Raw genomic sequence first — 17,104 nt, 5'->3', positions numbered from 1 at the left:
ACCAACTTGAAACCAATGAATGTAATCATAATTGAGGATGAAAAACCTAGCGCCAGAAGGCTTAGTCGGCAATTGGCCAAACTGGACGTGCAGACGACCACAATGCTCCATTCCGTTGAGGAATCGATAGCGTGGTTTCAAAACAACGAGCATCCCGACCTTATTTTCTTGGATATCCAACTCTCTGACGGACTCTCATTTGAAATATTCGATGTGGTCGATGTGCAGAGTGCCATAATATTCACGACCGCCTATGACGAGTATGCCCTACAGGCCTTTAAGCTAAATAGCATTGATTATTTGTTGAAACCCATTGATGACGAAGAGCTTGCAAATGCCATCAAAAAATACAAAACCGTTAAGCCTGCTACCCCAACAATGGCATTGGATTTTGAGGATATCAAAAAACTATTGGTCAATCCGTTGGAGCGTGAATACAAAAAAAGATTTACCGCAAGGGTGGGACAGCATCTTAAGATCATAAACGCTGACGATGTTGAATGTTTTTATAGTGAGAACAAAGGTACTTACGCCTCGACTTCCGATGGTAGGAATTATTTGTTGGACACTACCTTGGAAAATCTCGAGTCTGAATTGGAGCCTAGGATTTTCTTTAGGGTAAGTAGAAAGTATTATGTCAATATCAATCACATCAATGATATTGTCGCATACACGAATTCGCGATTGAAAATCAAATTAAATCGCTATATTGATCAAGAGATCATTGTGAGTAGGGAGCGGGTTAAGGACTTTAAGTTGTGGTTGGAGTAAATATATTTAAATAATTGAGGTTTAGAATATTAATACCTTGCATAGATTTTTCTTATAGTCCAAAATAAAGCAAAAAAATTAGGTTTTATCGATTCTATTCTCATCAAATGAGGAGGGTAATAATTTAGGTATCAATTTAATGAAAATCGGTAGTAGGATAGCCCCTCCGGGAAGCATGAAAATGGCTAGTGAGGGAATGCTTTTAAAAATATCCAACAATTGGCTTTGAACTTTTTTCTTCTCCTCAGCACTTAGGTCCCTGACCGTTGATTTTGATATTAAGGCAACCAACTCCTTACTTTCGGAAAGCTCTTTTTGAAGTCTCTTGCTGTTCCGTAGAATCAATTTATTCACCACTTTTGACATGCTGTCGTAGAACTTGGAGGCTAAATTATGATTTTTTAAATGGGGAATTATTTTTAAATTCTTTTCAAAAAACACCGAAATATCATCCAAGATGGTTGCTATTTCATTTTTGGTGAAACCAAGGTCCTTTCCAAATTGATATATAAATTCCGATTCCATGTAATCGATAGAGTGGTCTTCCCAAATGGTCAATGCGGCAAGATCAAGTAAATACTGTTTTTCGATAGGGGAAAGGTCCTTTTGCAACCTATCGCGATAATTAGCATCAAAAGTATGGGTCTCACTGTCGATAAAGGTTAGGGAAGCCTCGAATAAATGGGCCAATTTATGGTCATTTTCATGGTTCTCCTTGGAATTCAAGGTATGGTAAATGACATTCATTGCCGTTTTTTCGAAATTCTCCGCAAATTCCTCAATAGCACTGGGGTTGCTCAAATACCTTTTAAACGTGAGCACATCGATGTATAGTAATGAATTGGTGATAATGCTATTAAAGGTCTTGCTAATGACATTATCTTCCAAATATACCCTGGTATCAATTAATTTTTCGAGCTGATCGGAAGTTTTGCTCCCAACGAATAATTTATTCAAGAATGAGATTTTGTTGAGACCCAAGTCCTGATAAAACTGGAAAACAGCAATTAAAAAGGCGTTGAAGTCAGTGCTCTTTTTTTCAAATCTATAGGTATAATATAGTGCGGCCAAAAGGTTGATCTTGGCCTTCTCGTCTTCTGATAGTTTATGTTCGGGATGGATGAATCTTGGGAACTTAATGTTAAGTCCATATACGAACCCGGTATTTTTCAAAGCTTCATAAAGGTCGATATAATCCTTATAGCTTTCAACCTGATCTTTAACCAGATATCCGAATTTATCAATCCATCCTGAGGATGAAGGGTTCATGGTATTGTTATTTTGGTTCCAAAATAAAGCAAATTATAGGACATTTCGCATGTAATCATCGGTTTATAAGTTGAAATTGGGTTTTTGATAAAATGCCAATGCAAAAATTACATACAATGAAAGATTTTCTGGTGATTAGTGATTTAACTGTCGAAAAAAAATAGCTGCCGTTTGGCAGCTATTTTTTTAATCCTGGGAACACCCTTATATCCCTTTGCTTTTATGCATATTTTGGTATGTATGTTAAGGGTTTCTTTATTAATTTTTCTTCAGTTGTACCTCGGCTTGTACCGCAACATCACTCCATGTTTTGCTTACCCCATCCGTACCCGTGTGTAATTCCTTACAGGCTTTGTTGATGGAAGTAACGGCATCCAAGGCATTCCAATTTGCCAAATCCATTACGCCCTTGAATGTGATTTTGTTTTCAGAATCCATGGTGTACTCGAGTGGAATATTTGAGGTTTCACCATTAAGCGTAACGTCAATGGAACATTTGTTGTCAGCAGTGGTTTTAAAGATCCCTGATATAAGCTCGGTATTTTTAAGGACGCCAAAAAAGAACTTCAACAACTTAGGGTCTCTGGTTCCTGTAGGGTCATTCGTGAATAAACTGCTTACTGGGATGCTAAACTCGGTGCCGTTCAAAGCCTCTAAGGGCGTGGCTCCGGATTTGGTATTCGTAATATTGATATCCTTGAACTGGCCGCCAACGGGTACTTTTTCCGTCGTCTTATAGGCAGTGAATCCCACTTTGGTCGAATCCTTGACCAGGGTAAAGGAATCACTCATGATTTCTTTGGATTCTTTCTGCTGCTCTGTATTTTCTTTCTTGGCTTGTTTACAACTAAAACCTAAAATCAAAAGCATGCCTAAGGCCAATAAATTAATTCTTTTCATCATCATGATTTTTTTAAATTATTTAAAAGTACTGTTGAACACCTATTTTAGGTGACCACATTTACTGCAATATTAAAGATAAATGAAAAAAGATGTTCTTTTTGAAGGGATTAATTCTTAGGATTGACCTTTAAATCGGTAATCATCCATATGCGGGTAAGGTCCAATTGGTGATGGATTTTGATTTTTATCTTACTCTTTTTGCTGTAACATACGAATGTTGCACGGGGAAAAGCATCATTTTTGATGGAGTTGATTGGGGCTTCCGAATAGTGGAAATAGGGGGTAATCCAATAAAAATGAAAAAGCTGCCAAAAAAGCAGCTTTTACCATTGGGTTTTTTAGGTTTTATTGGATAATGCCCGTACAACTGATGCGCGCACCGGCATCACCACTTGGTTGTGATACAAAATCATCTACACCTTGGTGCACAATAACGGCCTTACCTACAATATTCCTGTTTTGGTCATCGCAACCAATACACCATTGGTCGGTTGAAAACGTAAGGGTAGCGTTGCCTTCCTCATTCGCTACGAAGTTACCGATATCCCCTTTGTGATAGCCTTCTGCCGCACCCCATTTTCCATGTGGTTCGTGTGTGGGATTCCAATGACCCCCGGTCGATTTGCCATCATAGGAGGAGCAATCCGCCTTTTCATGCAAATGGATAGCGTGTTTTCCAGGAGTAAGTCCCGAAAAATTGGCGATCATTGTTACTTCGTCATCCTCTTGGGTAAAAGTAACCTCACCCTTAACAGTACTATCACTCTTAGGTTCCATGGTGAAGCTGATAGTCTCCACGGATTCTTCCTGAACAACATCCTTTACGACTTTTTCGGTAGCTTCTTTCTTAGTTTCTTTACAGCTGAAACCAGCCATTAAGACAAATGCTAATGCAAAAAAATATAATTTTTTCATGCTACTTTGTTTTAGGTTAGGTATTAAAGATAATTAATTATCGTAATAAGGCAATAATCGGTCTACCGGAATAAGGTTTTTCCCATAGTAAAAGGGTTATGGATACCAATCTACTTGATGAGTTTACTGATAACTTGAACTTCGTTATGTAAAGTCTTATGTACGGGACATTTGTCAGCGATCTGGAGCAAGCGGTCGAGTTGTTTTTCGTCAAAATCCCCTGAAATCTTGATATCTCGATGAAAAGTGTCGATTTTCGCATTCGATGATTCACAATCCTCACAGTCTTGAGCATGTGTTTTGCTGTACGATGTGTGTACTTCAACATTTTCAATATGCCAGTTTTTGCGTTTCGCATACATTTGCAGTGTCATGGCGGTACAGGCCGATAGCCCTGCGGACACCAATTCATAGGGGGAAGGACCGTAATCATTGCCCCCATAACTAACGGGTTCATCCGCAGAGAGGTAATGGTTGCCAACTTTCATTCTGGTGGTGAATCCATCTTCAAAATCCAAACTGGCCATGACTTGGTGGTCGCTTTCGATTAAATGTTCGTCATCATCAATCGATAGATACCTTTTTGCCCATCCGGCTATACTATCGCCTACATAAAGGGAATCTTTCCTGTTCATTAACAGGTGGTCCGCTCCATCCAAGGAAATGAAACTTTTGGGATGATGGGCCGCTTTATAAATTTCCTCCGCGTTTTTTATGCTCACAGTGGTGTCCTGTGGTGAATGCAATATAAGCAGGGGTTTGCGCAGATTTTTCACGGTAGCCGACAGGGTGTTTTGTTGGAGGTCATCCAAAAATTGCTTTTTGATGGTAAAATCCCTTCCGCCTATATTCACCAAAGCTTTCCCATGATGCTCAATTTCATCGATTCCATTGCGCAATAAGTGTTTTACATGTTCGGGATCTGAAGGGGCCCCAATCGTGGCAACGGCCTGAATAGAGTCAATTTGTGCAGCAGCGAAAATAGCGGCAGCGCCTCCCAAGGAATGCCCAATTAAAAGGGTGGGGGCTTGGTAGTTGGCTCCCAAATGGTCCGAGGCTGCAATCAAATCCTCAACATTCCCTGAAAAATTGGTGTCCGCAAAGTCACCTTCGCTTTCCCCTAGGCCCGTGAAATCGAAGCGGAGAACCCCAAAACCATTTGAAGTTAGGGCTTTACTGATGTTCCGGACCGCCGTCAGATTTTTGTTACAGGTAAAACAATGGGCGAAAATCGCGAAGTTATGCGCATCTTGGTTGGCAGGAAGTTCTAATCGTCCTACCAATGATTTTCCATCCTTGTTCTTGAAGATTATTTTTTGCAGATTCATTGGAGTCAAGTTTTATGATATTTCTAATAGGTCGCAAAATATCCAAAATACTTAACCTGAACGTTTTATTCGATGTTTGTTTTTTTTCGTAAATCGGTTTTGAAAAGAATCCCAATCCGAAGAATGTCATCAGCGCGATTCGCTAAATGATTTTTTAAATAGCCCATTTCAAACTTAAAGTTTGGGTTTATTTGATATCCGATTCCCGTATGCAATCTATTCTGATTAAAAACATCCTCTTGGAGGTTAAGGAAAATCTCATCGAAAACCTTGATGTAAAACTTACCTGAAATTGGATGGATCAGTTGTAATCGATATCGCATTCTATTGACAAAATCAGTAACCCCATCTTTGTTTATCCACCGGTGTTCTATTCGGTAACGGTGCGAAACACTTAATTTTTTTATTTTTCTATTAAGGCATATTTCTTCATAAGGTCTGTTCTCAGAGACACTGATGTTTGTCCGTGTTTCCGAATAATGGTGAACATAACCGGCACCTACCGATATATTGGGGGTAACACGATAGCCAAGTCCGATTTTATAGAATTGATTGTCCAAGACATCGAAAATTTCATAATGATGTAGCCTGAATTCAGTGACAATATCTAAATTTTCGGATATTTTATTGTCTCCGTACAGCATAATCCATGTGCCCCATTTGTCTTCGGTGGTATTCTGGGAACTTAATAGGGATGAAAATAGTAGGGAAAGTAACAGTAGGCCCCGCTTCATGATGGTCGTTTTTACAGGTAAAGGATTTGGTTTTATCAAGCCTGGACATATAGAATGCCTTTAGGCGAAATTTGAAGCTGCAAATGTACTTTCGTACTGAAAAGGAAAACCTGATAAAAGTCAAGTTTCTGTATAATCTTTATTTTTTTAAACGGTATTACGGCTTTGAATTAAGGGAAGGGCAAAAGATCCATTTAAACAGTGAACATAAAAAACCCCTTCTATTTAAAGAAAGGGGTGTGTTTTTAAGAAATGGGATTTTTAATCCAGATGGAATGTCTTTATGGATTTAAAAGGACTGACTTCCTGTTTTTCAATGTCGTCCTTATAAGGCTTCCACTTTTCATTGAAGAATTTATTGGTCTCCTGCAATGCTTTTTTCAGTTCGTCCTCTGCAAACCGAATCAGTTGTTTTTCCGTAGCCGTAATTCCCGATTTTCGGGTACGGGAATAAAAACTGGCATTCCCAATACGTTGCATTACGGTTATTTCCGGATTTCTGGTGATACCTTGTCTTTTATCTTCCTTGCCCAGATATAAGGCAATGACCGTATCTATGGCCTTTACCATTTCCTTGGAGGCTTTTATTTGGTCTTTGTATTTTTCATCATCGAGGGTTTTAAGTTCTTTTAGGTATTTGTTGGCAATGTCCTTGCTTTCCACCAATTGTTTTACGGCATCTGCAGCCGTTTGGGTAAAGGACTCCAACTTTTTTGAACTTTCGTAGACTTCATTGATCGAGGCCAAGGAAACATTCAATCTCGGATCCGATTTCACTTCGATCACTGTCTCATCGGTTAATGTTCCATAGGAAACTTTTATCTTATATGTTCCTGGTTTTACATCAGTGCCTCCACGTTCATCTTTGTTTTTTGGTAGCTTTCTTGAAGGTCGGTCCGGGCCTTTTTCGTCCATAGCCCAATATATACGATGGAACCCTGCTTTTTCTGGGGTTTTCTTCTTAATGGTTCGTATCAATCTATCCCCATCATAGAACTGGAACATGATGGAATCTTTTTTCTGTACCCCGGTTAGTTCGTCCTTTTTACTTTCAGCATTGTCGGAGTCGTCGGTCACTTCTGGTTTTGTTTGGGTCGATTCCTTATCCTTCTTAGGGGATTCTTTCTTTCCTTCCTTTAAAAAATAGGTGATCATCGCACCTTTTTTCCGGTTTTCGGCATTATAAAGGGCGTCTGCCCCAAAGCGGCTTCCCGTCGGTTGTTGGTAGGCGGCTTGGTATGCCGTAGGTGGAGTGAAGATTTTGATGTCTTTCTCTAAAATCGATTTATCCGTGGCTAAAGCCCTTAACGGACGGATGTCATCCAGAACCCATGCAGCCCGTCCGAACGTACCTATGACCAAATCATGTTCCCTTGGGTGAATGACCAAATCCTTTGTCGAGACCGTAGGGAAACCTTCTGTCCATTTTTGCCATTTCTCTCCAGCATTAAACGAAATATAGAGTCCGTCATCGGTTCCTAAAAACATAAGATTAGGATTCTCTATATCCTCTATGATCGATAGGGTGTAACTCGCTACGTCATTGCCATCAACGATACGCTCCCATGTTTTTCCGTAGTTTTTGGTGCGGTAGGCGTAAGGGGTGTAGTTGAATCGCCTGTAATCGTTGGCAATTAAAAGCGCTTCGCCCTTATTCTTGTTTGAAGGTTTAATTTGTGGTATCCAACTACCTTTAGGTAAGCCTTTTATGTTTTGTGTTACCTCGGTCCAGGTGGCACCCCCATTTAGGGTGTAATGAACACGACCGTCATCCGTACCAACCCAAAGCATATCTTTTTCTACAGGGGATGGTTCAATGACCAAAATGGTACAATGGTTTTCGGCACCTGTGGCATCCATGGTTAGACCACCACTTTCCGATTGTTTTTGCTTTTCAGGGTCATTGGTTGTCAAATCTGGGGAAATCACCTTCCAAGTAAGGCCCTTGTCGGTGCTTTTGTGTACAAATTGACTACCGAAGTATACCGTATTAGTATCAAAGAGATCTTTGCCAATGGCCGCATTCCAATTAAAACGGAGTTTGGTATCGGCATCGGGAGGGGTGGGGCGTACAATATAATTATTACCAGTAACATGGTCATATCGCTGAACGAAACCTTGCTGGCTCATGGTATATCCATATCTTGAATCATCCAGGTCGGGTACGACATCAAAGCCATCACCAAAACTGATTTCCTGCCAATAACTGTTGCGTATGCCTTGGTCTTTCCAAACATAGGCAGGGCCCCGCCAAGAACCATTGTCCTGCATTCCTCCATAAACATTGTATGGGTATTCATTGTCCGTATTGATATGATAGAATTGGGCCACGGGTAAATTTCCTATAAACCGCCATGTTTTACCGCCATCCTTGGTAATGTTCAACCCACCATCATTACCGTTCATCATAAACTGTCCGTTATCCGGGTGTATCCACCATGCGTGGTGGTCGGGATGCACACCATTGGTGGCATTATAGGCAGGCATGAGCTGGGAAAAGTTCTTACCTCCATCCTGTGAAACATTTACATAGGTAAATACCGAATAGACCCGATTTTCATTTTGGGGATCTACATAAATTTCCGAGTAATAAAAAGGACGATCCCCGATATCGGCCTTATCATTGATTTTCTTCCATTTAAAACCACCGTCTTCCGATTTGTAGAGTGCATTCTTTTTTGCTTCTATCAAGGCATAAACGATATTGGGTTTACTTGGGGCTATGGCGATACCAATTCGGCCTAATTCCCCTTTGGGAAGCCCATCTTCCTCGGTTAGTTTTTTCCAGTTTTTACCGCCGTCGTGGGTCATGTAAAGCCCGCTACCTTCTCCACCTGATTTAAAGAACCATGGGTCTCTTTTGTGTTCCCACATGGCGGCGATCAATTTATTTGGATTCGTTGGGTCCATGATCAGATCGGCAACCCCTGTCTTGTTGTTTACAAAAAGTATCTTTTCCCAAGTTTCGCCACCATCAGTGGTTTTGTAAACCCCTCTTTCGGCATGCTCGCCCCATGGGGAGCCAATGGCCCCTACATAAATGGTGTTCGGATTCATGGGGTCAATTTTGATACGATGTATATGACGGGTTTTTTCGAGACCCATCGATTTCCATGATTTTCCCCCATCCAGGGATTTGAAAATGCCATAGCCTCCATTTAAACTATTCCGGGGATTTCCTTCCCCGGTACCTACCCAAATTACAGAGGGATTGGATTGTTGAATGGCAACTGCCCCGATTGAAGCGGTGACTTGCTTATCAAAAATAGGATCCCATTTTATTCCTCCCGAAGTTGATTTCCAAAGTCCGCCCGAAGCCGTACCCACATACATAATGTCTGGGGCGTCTTGTACGACATCGATGGCGGTAACCCGACCACTCATACCCCCAGGGCCAATATTCCTAGGTTTTAAGTCCTGTGCCAGGTCCATTTTAAACTCTTGTGCAAAAATTGAAATAGATGCCATTAGCATCACTAGGGAAATGATTCTTCTCATTGGTTTAGGTACGTTAATTAGTCTCGTAAATATAAATAAATCTTTTGGGGGATTCATTAAATACTTGTTAATGAATTCAGTACTTCCCCTGAGTGATACGCTGTCAAAGGCTATTCCACCCGTATCCAAACTTCATCCGTGTCATTATCGATTCCTGTTTGGATAAGTGTGTCTTTTTTTACTTCCAGTTCAAAAAGTTGTGTTTCACCCAACAGGTATAAACTATTGCTATTGGCGAAAGTGTTGGTTTCTGAGAAGATGGTGTCATTCCTTAAATACCGGCCTCCTTGATAAGAATCCAATTTATTGGTCAGGATATTCGTTTCGGACATGGACCAATAGCCGTTTGCCAGGGTTTTTATACGGGTGAATGTTGCTGAGGCGGCTGGTTTTTTCCCTTTTCGACTGTAGTATTTCCATGTACCGTTCAATGGGGCATCTCGTTTTTCGGTAGCCGTCCTACTTTTCAAGGTATGTCCATTTTTTTTCGCAATTTCGGCCAAACGTTTATTGATTTCTACCTTGGGAATAAAATGGCCTTTACGAAATACGGCTGACAGATCTTTTAGATTATCCATATCGTCAAGAGGGTTTGCGTTAAGCAAAATCAAATCAGCTTCAAGTCCTTCCTTTACCTGACCGAATACCCCCTCCTTATTGAAAAATTTAGCCGGATTTATGGTTCCGGATTGAATGATCTCCAAAGGAGTGAGTACGGCCGCCAATAAGCCATCTATTTCCCGGTGGATTGAGAATCCCGGAACATTGAAAACTTGTGGGGCATCGGAACCTAATAGCATACCGACCCCTCCTTTTTGTAGTTTCTGAATGAGTTGTTTGCGAATGGCATCGAATTTTAGCCATTGCTCTGTTTTAAAACCAGTGGCGGTACCTGTTGTGGCAATCTTACGCTTTTTCCAATCGGCCAAGGTCTTCGAAGGCATATATTGCATCTCGGGTTGCCGCAATAGTTCATCGGCTGTAATAGGGGCAAACCAGCGCTCAAAAAGACTTTGGGTGGGTACGATCCAGACCTTGTTTTCTTTTGTCATGGCGACCAACCCATCAATCTTCGAAGTATCGGCCAAGGGCGTAAAGGCATATCCGAAAAAACCGTTGTCCCCAGGTTTCACATTGGCCGATTCGGGCACCAAGCCTTCCAAAAACCCATCAATATGGTCAATGGAAGCATAGTGACTCTCCAATGCATGACGAATACCGACATCGACAGGAACATGTCCGGCAAAGGGAATACCCACTTGTTTGGCAGTCTTAACCACCTGGTCAAACACCTCCCGTTTGATTCCAGGGTGTATTTTTAAAAAATCATAGCCGTCTTTTTGATATGTGGTAACTACTGAAATAGCGTCCTCGACCGAGGTAACCGATTTTCCGTTCAATGACGGACTCGAAGTGAAGATACGTGGACTTGGTAGTTCCCCGGATTCGGCATTATTGCGCAATACCAAATGCGTGGGGTGCCCTAACATTCCTCGAATGGTTGTAATGCCATTGGCCAGATATAGAAATAGAACATCCTCAATCTGTTCATTGTTTTCAGAAGGGTGGGGAATGTGGGCATGCATTTCAGAAAGCCCTGGCATTAAATATTGGTCCTTGCCATTTACCATGGTTTCGTAGGGCTTAGGATTCATTTGATGCTCGGAAATGCTTTTAATCCGCCCCGAATCAATAACCACATCCTTATGTTCCTGTATTTCCCCTGTGGTGACATCCAAAATATTCACATCGATGATGATGGTTCCTTTTTCAGCTTTATTTGTACAGGCCAACATGAGGATGGCGACTATGGGGAGAACGCATTTTTTCATGCTTATAAAATTAGGATTGTTTCATTGAATATGGAAAGCGGTTTGTTGTTTTTTCATAAAAACCCATATAAGTCGTGGATGTCAGGATAATTATCCTAAAAATAGATCCATATATAAGTAGTAATAGATCTGTAAAAAAGGTTTTATCGATTGATTACCTTTCTTATAAGTATAAAAACAAAAATCAGCAGGGAGTAACCAATGAAAAAAGGGATTATAAGGTGTATTTGGTCGAAGATCAGGAATAGTGCTATCAGCAATAATTGAAAACCAAGACCAAAACAGGAAATAGCGGTCATAAACCAATTGGGCCATCGATTGTCATAAATGGCTTTTTGATCTAACCAATAAATGGTTTTGTCAAAAACGCTATAGAACAATAGGTATAAATTAAAGAACAGGTTCACCCTGCTTTGTTTTTCCCCTTTCATGGCCTTTGGGGTTTTCGTTTCAAAAATACGACTGGTCGTATCACCATTATGTTTGTTTCGAAGAATGACATAATAATAATTGTACAACGTACCTTGTAATTGTATGCCAATAAATGCGATGACAGCATACATAATTGAACTTTTGGTCACATGCCATATCGCTATGATAATCATGAAGTTCAATAGAATATCGGATACTGAATCAAAATACCTTCCCGTATAGGAGGGTGTCTTTTTTAATCGGGCCAATTCCCCGTCAGCAGCATCGAGAATGGATTTTAAGACCAAGAAGAAGGCAGCTATCCAATAGTGATGGTTTACTAAAAAGGCAATGGCCAGCAGGCCTGAGATAATAAAACTTATGGTTATGTGTATCGGTGTTACGGCGGTATTTTTGAAATAGGTAGCAATACCCTTGGCTATTGGACGACCGTAATCGGATATATCAAAAAATTGGTTCGCTTTGGGCAATTTCGACATATTGAAATCTTTACGGTTTGGATCTTAGGCTTTCGTAGGTTTTATTTATTGCAATGATGCTATTTTAAAAGAGCATCTTCAGGTATGGATTTTTACAACCTTTCCGTCGTTTTTTTGTGTCATTCCAAGAAAGCATTTGGGCAGCCACTATATCTATGCCTATATTTATCGGCTTCAGGTATAATTTAAAGATAGGATTAAATAATGAAAAGGATATTGTTTTTAATGATGATTGCGGTGGTTTTTATGCTTGCAGGTTGTAATACGAAAAGGGAGGGAAAGCCAAAGGTCTTGGTTTTTTCAAAAACTATGGGCTATAAACATGCTTCAATCTTAAAAGGAACCGAGGCTATTCAGCAATTAGGTCAGAAAAATGGTTTTGAGGTCGATACAACCAAGAATGCCGCTCTCTTTACCGATGAAAACCTGAAACAATATTCAGCGATTGTTTTTCTAAGTACTACCGGAAATATCCTAGATCATTATCAGGAAGCGGCTTTTGAACGTTATATGCAATCCGGGGGTGGTTTTGTGGGTATACATGCCGCTACGGATACAGAGTACGATTGGGGGTGGTACAATAAATTGGTAGGCGGACAATTTCTCAGCCATCCAGCAGGTACCCCCAATTCAAACTTCATTATAAAGGACAATTCTTTCAGTGCCACCAAGCATTTTACGGATTCGATATGGAACCGGAATGATGAACTGTATAATTTCAAGAATTTGAATCCTAAGGTCCATGTTCTGGTGACCGTGGATGAAACAACTTATGAAGGTGGTGCGAATGGTGGTGACCACCCAATGAGTTGGTATCATGAATATGATGGTGGAAGGGCCTTCTATACGGCAGCGGGGCATACCGAGGAAAGTTACTCGGAGGAAAAATTCCTGAAGCATATACTGGGGGGTATACAATATGCCATCGGGGATAATCAAAAGTTGGATTATTCCAAGGTACGAACGCAAATTCCACCGGAAATGGACCGTTTTACAAAGGTTTCCCTGACTGCCGGGGAGTTCTTTGAGCCAACCGAAATGGCCGTGTTGCCCAATAATGATGTTTTGGTTGCCCAACGAAGGGGAGAAGTGCTACTTTATGATGCAGATGTAAACCAACTACGTCAAGTTGCAAAACTGGATGTTTATTATAAGGCATTGAGTACTCCGGGTATAAATGTGGAAAATGGGTTGTTGGGGTTGCAAAAGGATCCTGATTTTTCCATTAATCATTGGGTTTATCTCTATTACAGTCCAACTGGCGATAACTGGGTAAACCGCCTGTCGCGGTTCAAGTTCAAGGAAGGTGTTTTCAATATGGAATCTGAACAGATTATACTGGAAGTAAATACCCAACGTGAGGTTTGCTGCCATACAGGAGGTTCCATAGCATTTGGACCTGATAAGCTGTTGTATTTGTCATTGGGGGATAACACAACCCCCTTTAATGAAAAAGGAGCGACCTATGTCTCCAAGGGGTATGCCCCTATAAACGATATTCCAGGGAAGGAGCAATATGACGCAAGGCGTTCTTCAGGAAATACCAATGACCTTCGGGGTAAGATATTAAGAATCAAGGTAAACGAGGATGGTACTTATGGTATACCCGAGGGTAATCTTTTTCCTGTGGGAACCAAAAATGCTAGGCCAGAGATTTATACTATGGGACACCGTAATCCATACCGTATCGCTGTAGATCCTAAAAAAGGATATTTATATTGGGGAGATGTAGGTCCTGATGCCCGTGAGGATGATTTTGAAAACCGCGGCCCAAAGGGGTATGACGAGATGAACCAGGCACGGGAAGCGGGTAATTTCGGTTGGCCCTTGTTTGTTGGTGATAATAAACCTTATAAGGATTATGATTATAGCAATGGTATTTCAGGGGACACCTTTGACCCTCTAAAACCTATAAACGATTCCAAAAACAATACCGGCTTACGGGAATTACCGCCAGCCAAAGGGGCGTTTGTATATTATCCTTATGACCATTCCGGGGAATTCCCACAGGTAGGAACAGGGGGGAGGAATGCCATGGCAGGACCAACCTATTATTCTGATGTATATCCTAAGGGAGGTGGATTGCCTTCCTATTATGATGGAAAAGTACTGGTTTATGATTGGATGCGGGGTTGGATGAAAGCAGTGACCCTCTTTGAGGATGATACTTTTGATAAAATGGAACCTTTCGCGTCGGAGATAGCATTGAACAACCTGATAGATATGGAAATGGGCCCTGATGGACGCGTATATCTTTTGGAATACGGTACAGGATGGTTTCAACAGAATGAAAATTCGGGATTGGGGTATATTCAATACAACGGAGGAAATCGCCCACCGGTAATCAAAGGCATATCACTTGATAAAACCTCGGGTAAATTACCTTTAACCATATCGGCAACCGTTGATGTGAAAGACCTCGAAAATGATCCGCTCAACTATTTATGGGATCTGGGCAATGGGGAGACCTTGGAGACCCGGAAACCCGAACTTACCTATACCTACACGGAGGCCGGTGGATATCTGGTATCGGTCGAGGTGAAGGATGACAAGAATGCACTGGCGGTAAGTGAAAAGGTATCCATAGCAGCAGGCAATACCAGACCTGAAGTGACAATCGAAATAGGAGGCGGAAATCAATCGTTTTATGATGAAGGGACACCGGTTCGGTATAAAGTTTCGGTGACCGATGCCGATGGTGGCACCATCAATCCGTCCAATATTTATGTTTCTGTAGATTATTTGAGTGGTATGGATAAAGTAAATATCTCCCAAGGCCATCAACAGGTTTCCGCCGCAGTGATGGGCAAGGCCCTTACGCAGTCGATGGACTGTAAATCTTGCCATAAGGAAATAGGGGCGTCAATAGGACCAGCATATCAAAGCGTAGCAGAAAAGTACATGGATGACCCAAAGGCAATGACATATTTGCAAAAAAAGATTGCAGCAGGGGGGTCGGGCGTTTGGGGAGAAATTGTGATGCCGGCACATACGGATATTACGGATGATGAGACGCGACAGATTATCCTATACATTCAATCCTTGGTAAAACGGAATACGGAAAAGGAATCATTACCACCTTCAGGAAGTATACTGCCAGCTCCTTCGGTAGGGGATAGGGTTATGGTAATCACCGCTAGTTATACTGACAAAGGGGAAGGGAATGGCATCCCGCTCACGGGAACAAGTTCCGTTGCTTTAACCGATGGCCGTAAAGAGGCTAAATAGTCTTTTAACGACCTTGGGTGAAATAAGGTTAACGCTTATGGAATTATTGGATTCATGGTAGGAATCTCTTGGATTGGGGATTGGAACTTGCTGGTGTATTTTTGGTGTATTAGGATTGATTTAGCCATGTTAACGCCTTTTTCCGATTGGAAAAAATAGCCGTATCCCAACCTAATTTTTTCATAGCGTATACATAGAATTCGGCTTTTCCTTTGGCATCGATATTTCGGGGTTCGATCAAGGCAATCCTTGTAGTTGGCACCATACCCCATTCGGGGTAAAGTTTATTGGGAAGTTCAAATAATACACGTCTATCGAAATCAGCTATCAATGCCGTGCAATCGACCAAATGATTTAAAGCATTGAATTCATTGGACTTTTCCACGTTGGTCAATACAGCTTCGAGTAAGGTGTCGTAATCTATTTTACCTTTCAAGGTCAATTCCATTCGATGTTCCGAAGCGATGTGGTTTGATGTCCAACCCATGAATTAAACTAAATGTTGGTCTTATTGTAAAAAGGCTTTAATTATAAAGGGAATCCTTACATACAATTGATTGTTATTTAAAGAAAATCAAAGTACAAAATAATTGTAATAGATGGTTTGCATTGTCCCCAAGTTGATAAAATCCTTGATGAAATTGAAAAAAAAGGGAAAGCATGATATTTGTTAGCTTTTAAACCCTTGGTAAAGAATAGTTTTGTCGTATCAAAAAAAAGCAAAGTATGAGTACGAACAAATCATGTATAGTTTGCAAAAAATCCTCAAACGAAACCCCGGTAACAAAGTTCTATCACAAGGAGAGTGAATTTTATATTTGTCCACAGCATTTACCTGTTTTGATCCATAATCCCCAAGATTTGGTGGGTTTATTGGATGGTGCCGATAAATTACAGGGCGGATAGACGATGCCGTCATAAGGGTATTATGATAATGTCGGTATCCGTCAAGGTTGTATTGAAATTATTCTAGAATCAATATTCCGAAAGCGGTAGGGACATGAAAATCGGGTTCCTCGGTTTTCGAATCCACCCAGCTGATCCATTTTAATGATGCTTTATTTGCTTTTAAGGCAATACAGTGTCCTCTAAACAGGCCTATTTGAATTTGACCGTCTTTGAGTAGCCCCAATCTTTTTAGCACAGGTATTCCTAGTTTGCCTTGCACGATGTACTTCCCCTCTTCTATATTGGTTTGTATGTCTAGCGGCTCTGGCCAAACCCAATCGAGATCGAACTCACGGTAAAAATTGGCTTTATAATCAAGTACACGACCGTTGGGGTCAATTTCCAAGCAGTAATAGGGTTGCATTTTTTCATCACGCCGAAAAAACAATTCGATACGCTCTGAATCAATAACCTCTGATTTATCATTGTTTTCAACATATACAATCGGTTTGGGCCCCCATGCGACATAACGAAAATGAATATGGTTTTCATCGTAATAAGCATTGAATGTGGTCATCGGAGCTTTTTCCTTTTGCCAAGGATATGAAAAATCAGTTAGTGGGTTCAATTCGTCCCAGCTTATGGTATGGGTTATTTTGGGAATTCTATACGCTTTCATTCGAGTTATGTTTTAATAGGTGTCGGAAGATTATTTTCTTGAACCGATGATTCGATCTGGATGATTTTATATGTTACAATGGAAAAAAATCTAAGTTATAATAATTATGCTGTAATTGATTGTTTGGGTATAGATTATTTGGCATAAA

13 protein-coding genes are annotated in these 17,104 nt (G+C 40.8%); 3 read left to right on the top strand and 10 right to left on the bottom strand.

From position 1 onward, the window contains the following. Window positions 1–15: 15 nt before the first annotated feature. Window positions 16–771, top strand: a complete 756-nt coding sequence (locus LX92_RS11065) for a LytR/AlgR family response regulator transcription factor (RefSeq protein ID WP_109650481.1) — start codon at window positions 16–18, stop codon at window positions 769–771. A 78-nt stretch (window positions 772–849) separates the two neighbouring features. Here the strand turns inward: LX92_RS11065 and LX92_RS11060 are convergent, their stop codons facing one another. From LX92_RS11060 to LX92_RS11015, 8 genes are all read right to left on the bottom strand, one after another. Beyond that, on the bottom strand, window positions 850–2,040 hold the full coding sequence (locus tag LX92_RS11060) for an LETM1-related biofilm-associated protein (protein WP_109650479.1): 1,191 nt from the start codon (window positions 2,038–2,040) through the stop codon (window positions 850–852). 258 nt (window positions 2,041–2,298) lie between these two features. Continuing rightward, window positions 2,299–2,940 carry a YceI family protein gene (locus tag LX92_RS11055; RefSeq protein ID WP_109650795.1) on the bottom strand — a complete coding sequence of 214 codons (642 nt, stop codon included), beginning with the start codon at window positions 2,938–2,940 and terminating at the stop codon, window positions 2,299–2,301. A gap of 348 nt (window positions 2,941–3,288) precedes the next feature. Beyond that, window positions 3,289–3,858: a superoxide dismutase family protein gene (locus tag LX92_RS11045; protein WP_109650476.1), complete on the bottom strand. Its 570-nt coding sequence runs from the start codon at window positions 3,856–3,858 to the stop codon at window positions 3,289–3,291. Window positions 3,859–3,968: 110 nt separating this feature from the next. Beyond that, window positions 3,969–5,186 (bottom strand): bifunctional alpha/beta hydrolase/OsmC family protein, encoded by a 1,218-nt coding sequence (locus LX92_RS11040; RefSeq protein WP_109650474.1) that lies wholly within the window; start codon window positions 5,184–5,186, stop codon window positions 3,969–3,971. A 65-nt stretch (window positions 5,187–5,251) separates the two neighbouring features. Continuing rightward, on the bottom strand, window positions 5,252–5,920 hold the full coding sequence (locus tag LX92_RS11035) for a DUF2490 domain-containing protein (protein ID WP_109650472.1): 669 nt from the start codon (window positions 5,918–5,920) through the stop codon (window positions 5,252–5,254). Window positions 5,921–6,181: 261 nt separating this feature from the next. After that, window positions 6,182–9,418, bottom strand: a complete 3,237-nt coding sequence (locus LX92_RS11025) for a WD40/YVTN/BNR-like repeat-containing protein (RefSeq protein WP_109650468.1) — start codon at window positions 9,416–9,418, stop codon at window positions 6,182–6,184. Between the two features lie 110 nt (window positions 9,419–9,528). Next, the gene (locus LX92_RS11020; RefSeq protein WP_109650466.1) at window positions 9,529–11,250 is read right to left on the bottom strand and encodes an amidohydrolase family protein; all 1,722 of its coding nucleotides are present in this window, start codon (window positions 11,248–11,250) and stop codon (window positions 9,529–9,531) included. A 143-nt stretch (window positions 11,251–11,393) separates the two neighbouring features. Next, window positions 11,394–12,161, bottom strand: coding sequence for a CDP-alcohol phosphatidyltransferase family protein (locus LX92_RS11015; protein WP_109650464.1), 768 nt, complete (start codon window positions 12,159–12,161; stop codon window positions 11,394–11,396). A 204-nt stretch (window positions 12,162–12,365) separates the two neighbouring features. Here LX92_RS11015 and LX92_RS11010 point away from each other — a divergent pair, with 204 nt between their 5' ends. Further along, window positions 12,366–15,389 carry a ThuA domain-containing protein gene (locus LX92_RS11010; protein WP_109650462.1) on the top strand — a complete coding sequence of 1,008 codons (3,024 nt, stop codon included), beginning with the start codon at window positions 12,366–12,368 and terminating at the stop codon, window positions 15,387–15,389. Between the two features lie 109 nt (window positions 15,390–15,498). Here LX92_RS11010 and LX92_RS11005 read toward each other — a convergent pair whose 3' ends face one another. Continuing rightward, window positions 15,499–15,876 (bottom strand): hypothetical protein, encoded by a 378-nt coding sequence (locus LX92_RS11005; protein ID WP_109650460.1) that lies wholly within the window; start codon window positions 15,874–15,876, stop codon window positions 15,499–15,501. A gap of 239 nt (window positions 15,877–16,115) precedes the next feature. Here LX92_RS11005 and LX92_RS11000 point away from each other — a divergent pair, with 239 nt between their 5' ends. Next, entirely contained in the window at window positions 16,116–16,295 is a 180-nt protein-coding gene (locus LX92_RS11000; RefSeq protein ID WP_109650458.1) for a hypothetical protein, read from the top strand. Between the two features lie 58 nt (window positions 16,296–16,353). Here the strand turns inward: LX92_RS11000 and LX92_RS10995 are convergent, their stop codons facing one another. Then, window positions 16,354–16,956 (bottom strand): sugar-binding protein, encoded by a 603-nt coding sequence (locus LX92_RS10995; protein ID WP_109650456.1) that lies wholly within the window; start codon window positions 16,954–16,956, stop codon window positions 16,354–16,356. Window positions 16,957–17,104 lie beyond the last annotated feature (148 nt).

Origin of the sequence: Maribacter polysiphoniae (assembly GCF_003148665.1) — a bacterium.
GTDB lineage: Bacteria > Bacteroidota > Bacteroidia > Flavobacteriales > Flavobacteriaceae > Maribacter_A > Maribacter_A polysiphoniae.
Note: the sequence above shows the minus strand (reverse complement) of the source record. Positions and strands in the feature narration are given on the sequence as shown.

Excerpts from the sequence above, each read along its gene's own strand:
- LX92_RS11065 (WP_109650481.1), top strand. The coding sequence starts at position 16 with ATGAATGTAATCATAATTGAGGATGAAAAACCTAGCGCCAGAAGGCTT.
- LX92_RS11060 (WP_109650479.1), bottom strand. The coding sequence starts at position 2,040 with ATGAACCCTTCATCCTCAGGATGGATTGATAAATTCGGATATCTGGTT.
- LX92_RS11055 (WP_109650795.1), bottom strand. The coding sequence starts at position 2,940 with ATGAAAAGAATTAATTTATTGGCCTTAGGCATGCTTTTGATTTTAGGT.
- LX92_RS11045 (WP_109650476.1), bottom strand. The coding sequence starts at position 3,858 with ATGAAAAAATTATATTTTTTTGCATTAGCATTTGTCTTAATGGCTGGT.
- LX92_RS11040 (WP_109650474.1), bottom strand. The coding sequence starts at position 5,186 with ATGAATCTGCAAAAAATAATCTTCAAGAACAAGGATGGAAAATCATTG.
- LX92_RS11035 (WP_109650472.1), bottom strand. The coding sequence starts at position 5,920 with ATGAAGCGGGGCCTACTGTTACTTTCCCTACTATTTTCATCCCTATTA.
- LX92_RS11025 (WP_109650468.1), bottom strand. The coding sequence starts at position 9,418 with ATGAGAAGAATCATTTCCCTAGTGATGCTAATGGCATCTATTTCAATT.
- LX92_RS11020 (WP_109650466.1), bottom strand. The coding sequence starts at position 11,250 with ATGAAAAAATGCGTTCTCCCCATAGTCGCCATCCTCATGTTGGCCTGT.
- LX92_RS11015 (WP_109650464.1), bottom strand. The coding sequence starts at position 12,161 with ATGTCGAAATTGCCCAAAGCGAACCAATTTTTTGATATATCCGATTAC.
- LX92_RS11010 (WP_109650462.1), top strand. The coding sequence starts at position 12,366 with ATGAAAAGGATATTGTTTTTAATGATGATTGCGGTGGTTTTTATGCTT.
- LX92_RS11005 (WP_109650460.1), bottom strand. The coding sequence starts at position 15,876 with ATGGGTTGGACATCAAACCACATCGCTTCGGAACATCGAATGGAATTG.
- LX92_RS11000 (WP_109650458.1), top strand. The coding sequence starts at position 16,116 with ATGAGTACGAACAAATCATGTATAGTTTGCAAAAAATCCTCAAACGAA.
- LX92_RS10995 (WP_109650456.1), bottom strand. The coding sequence starts at position 16,956 with ATGAAAGCGTATAGAATTCCCAAAATAACCCATACCATAAGCTGGGAC.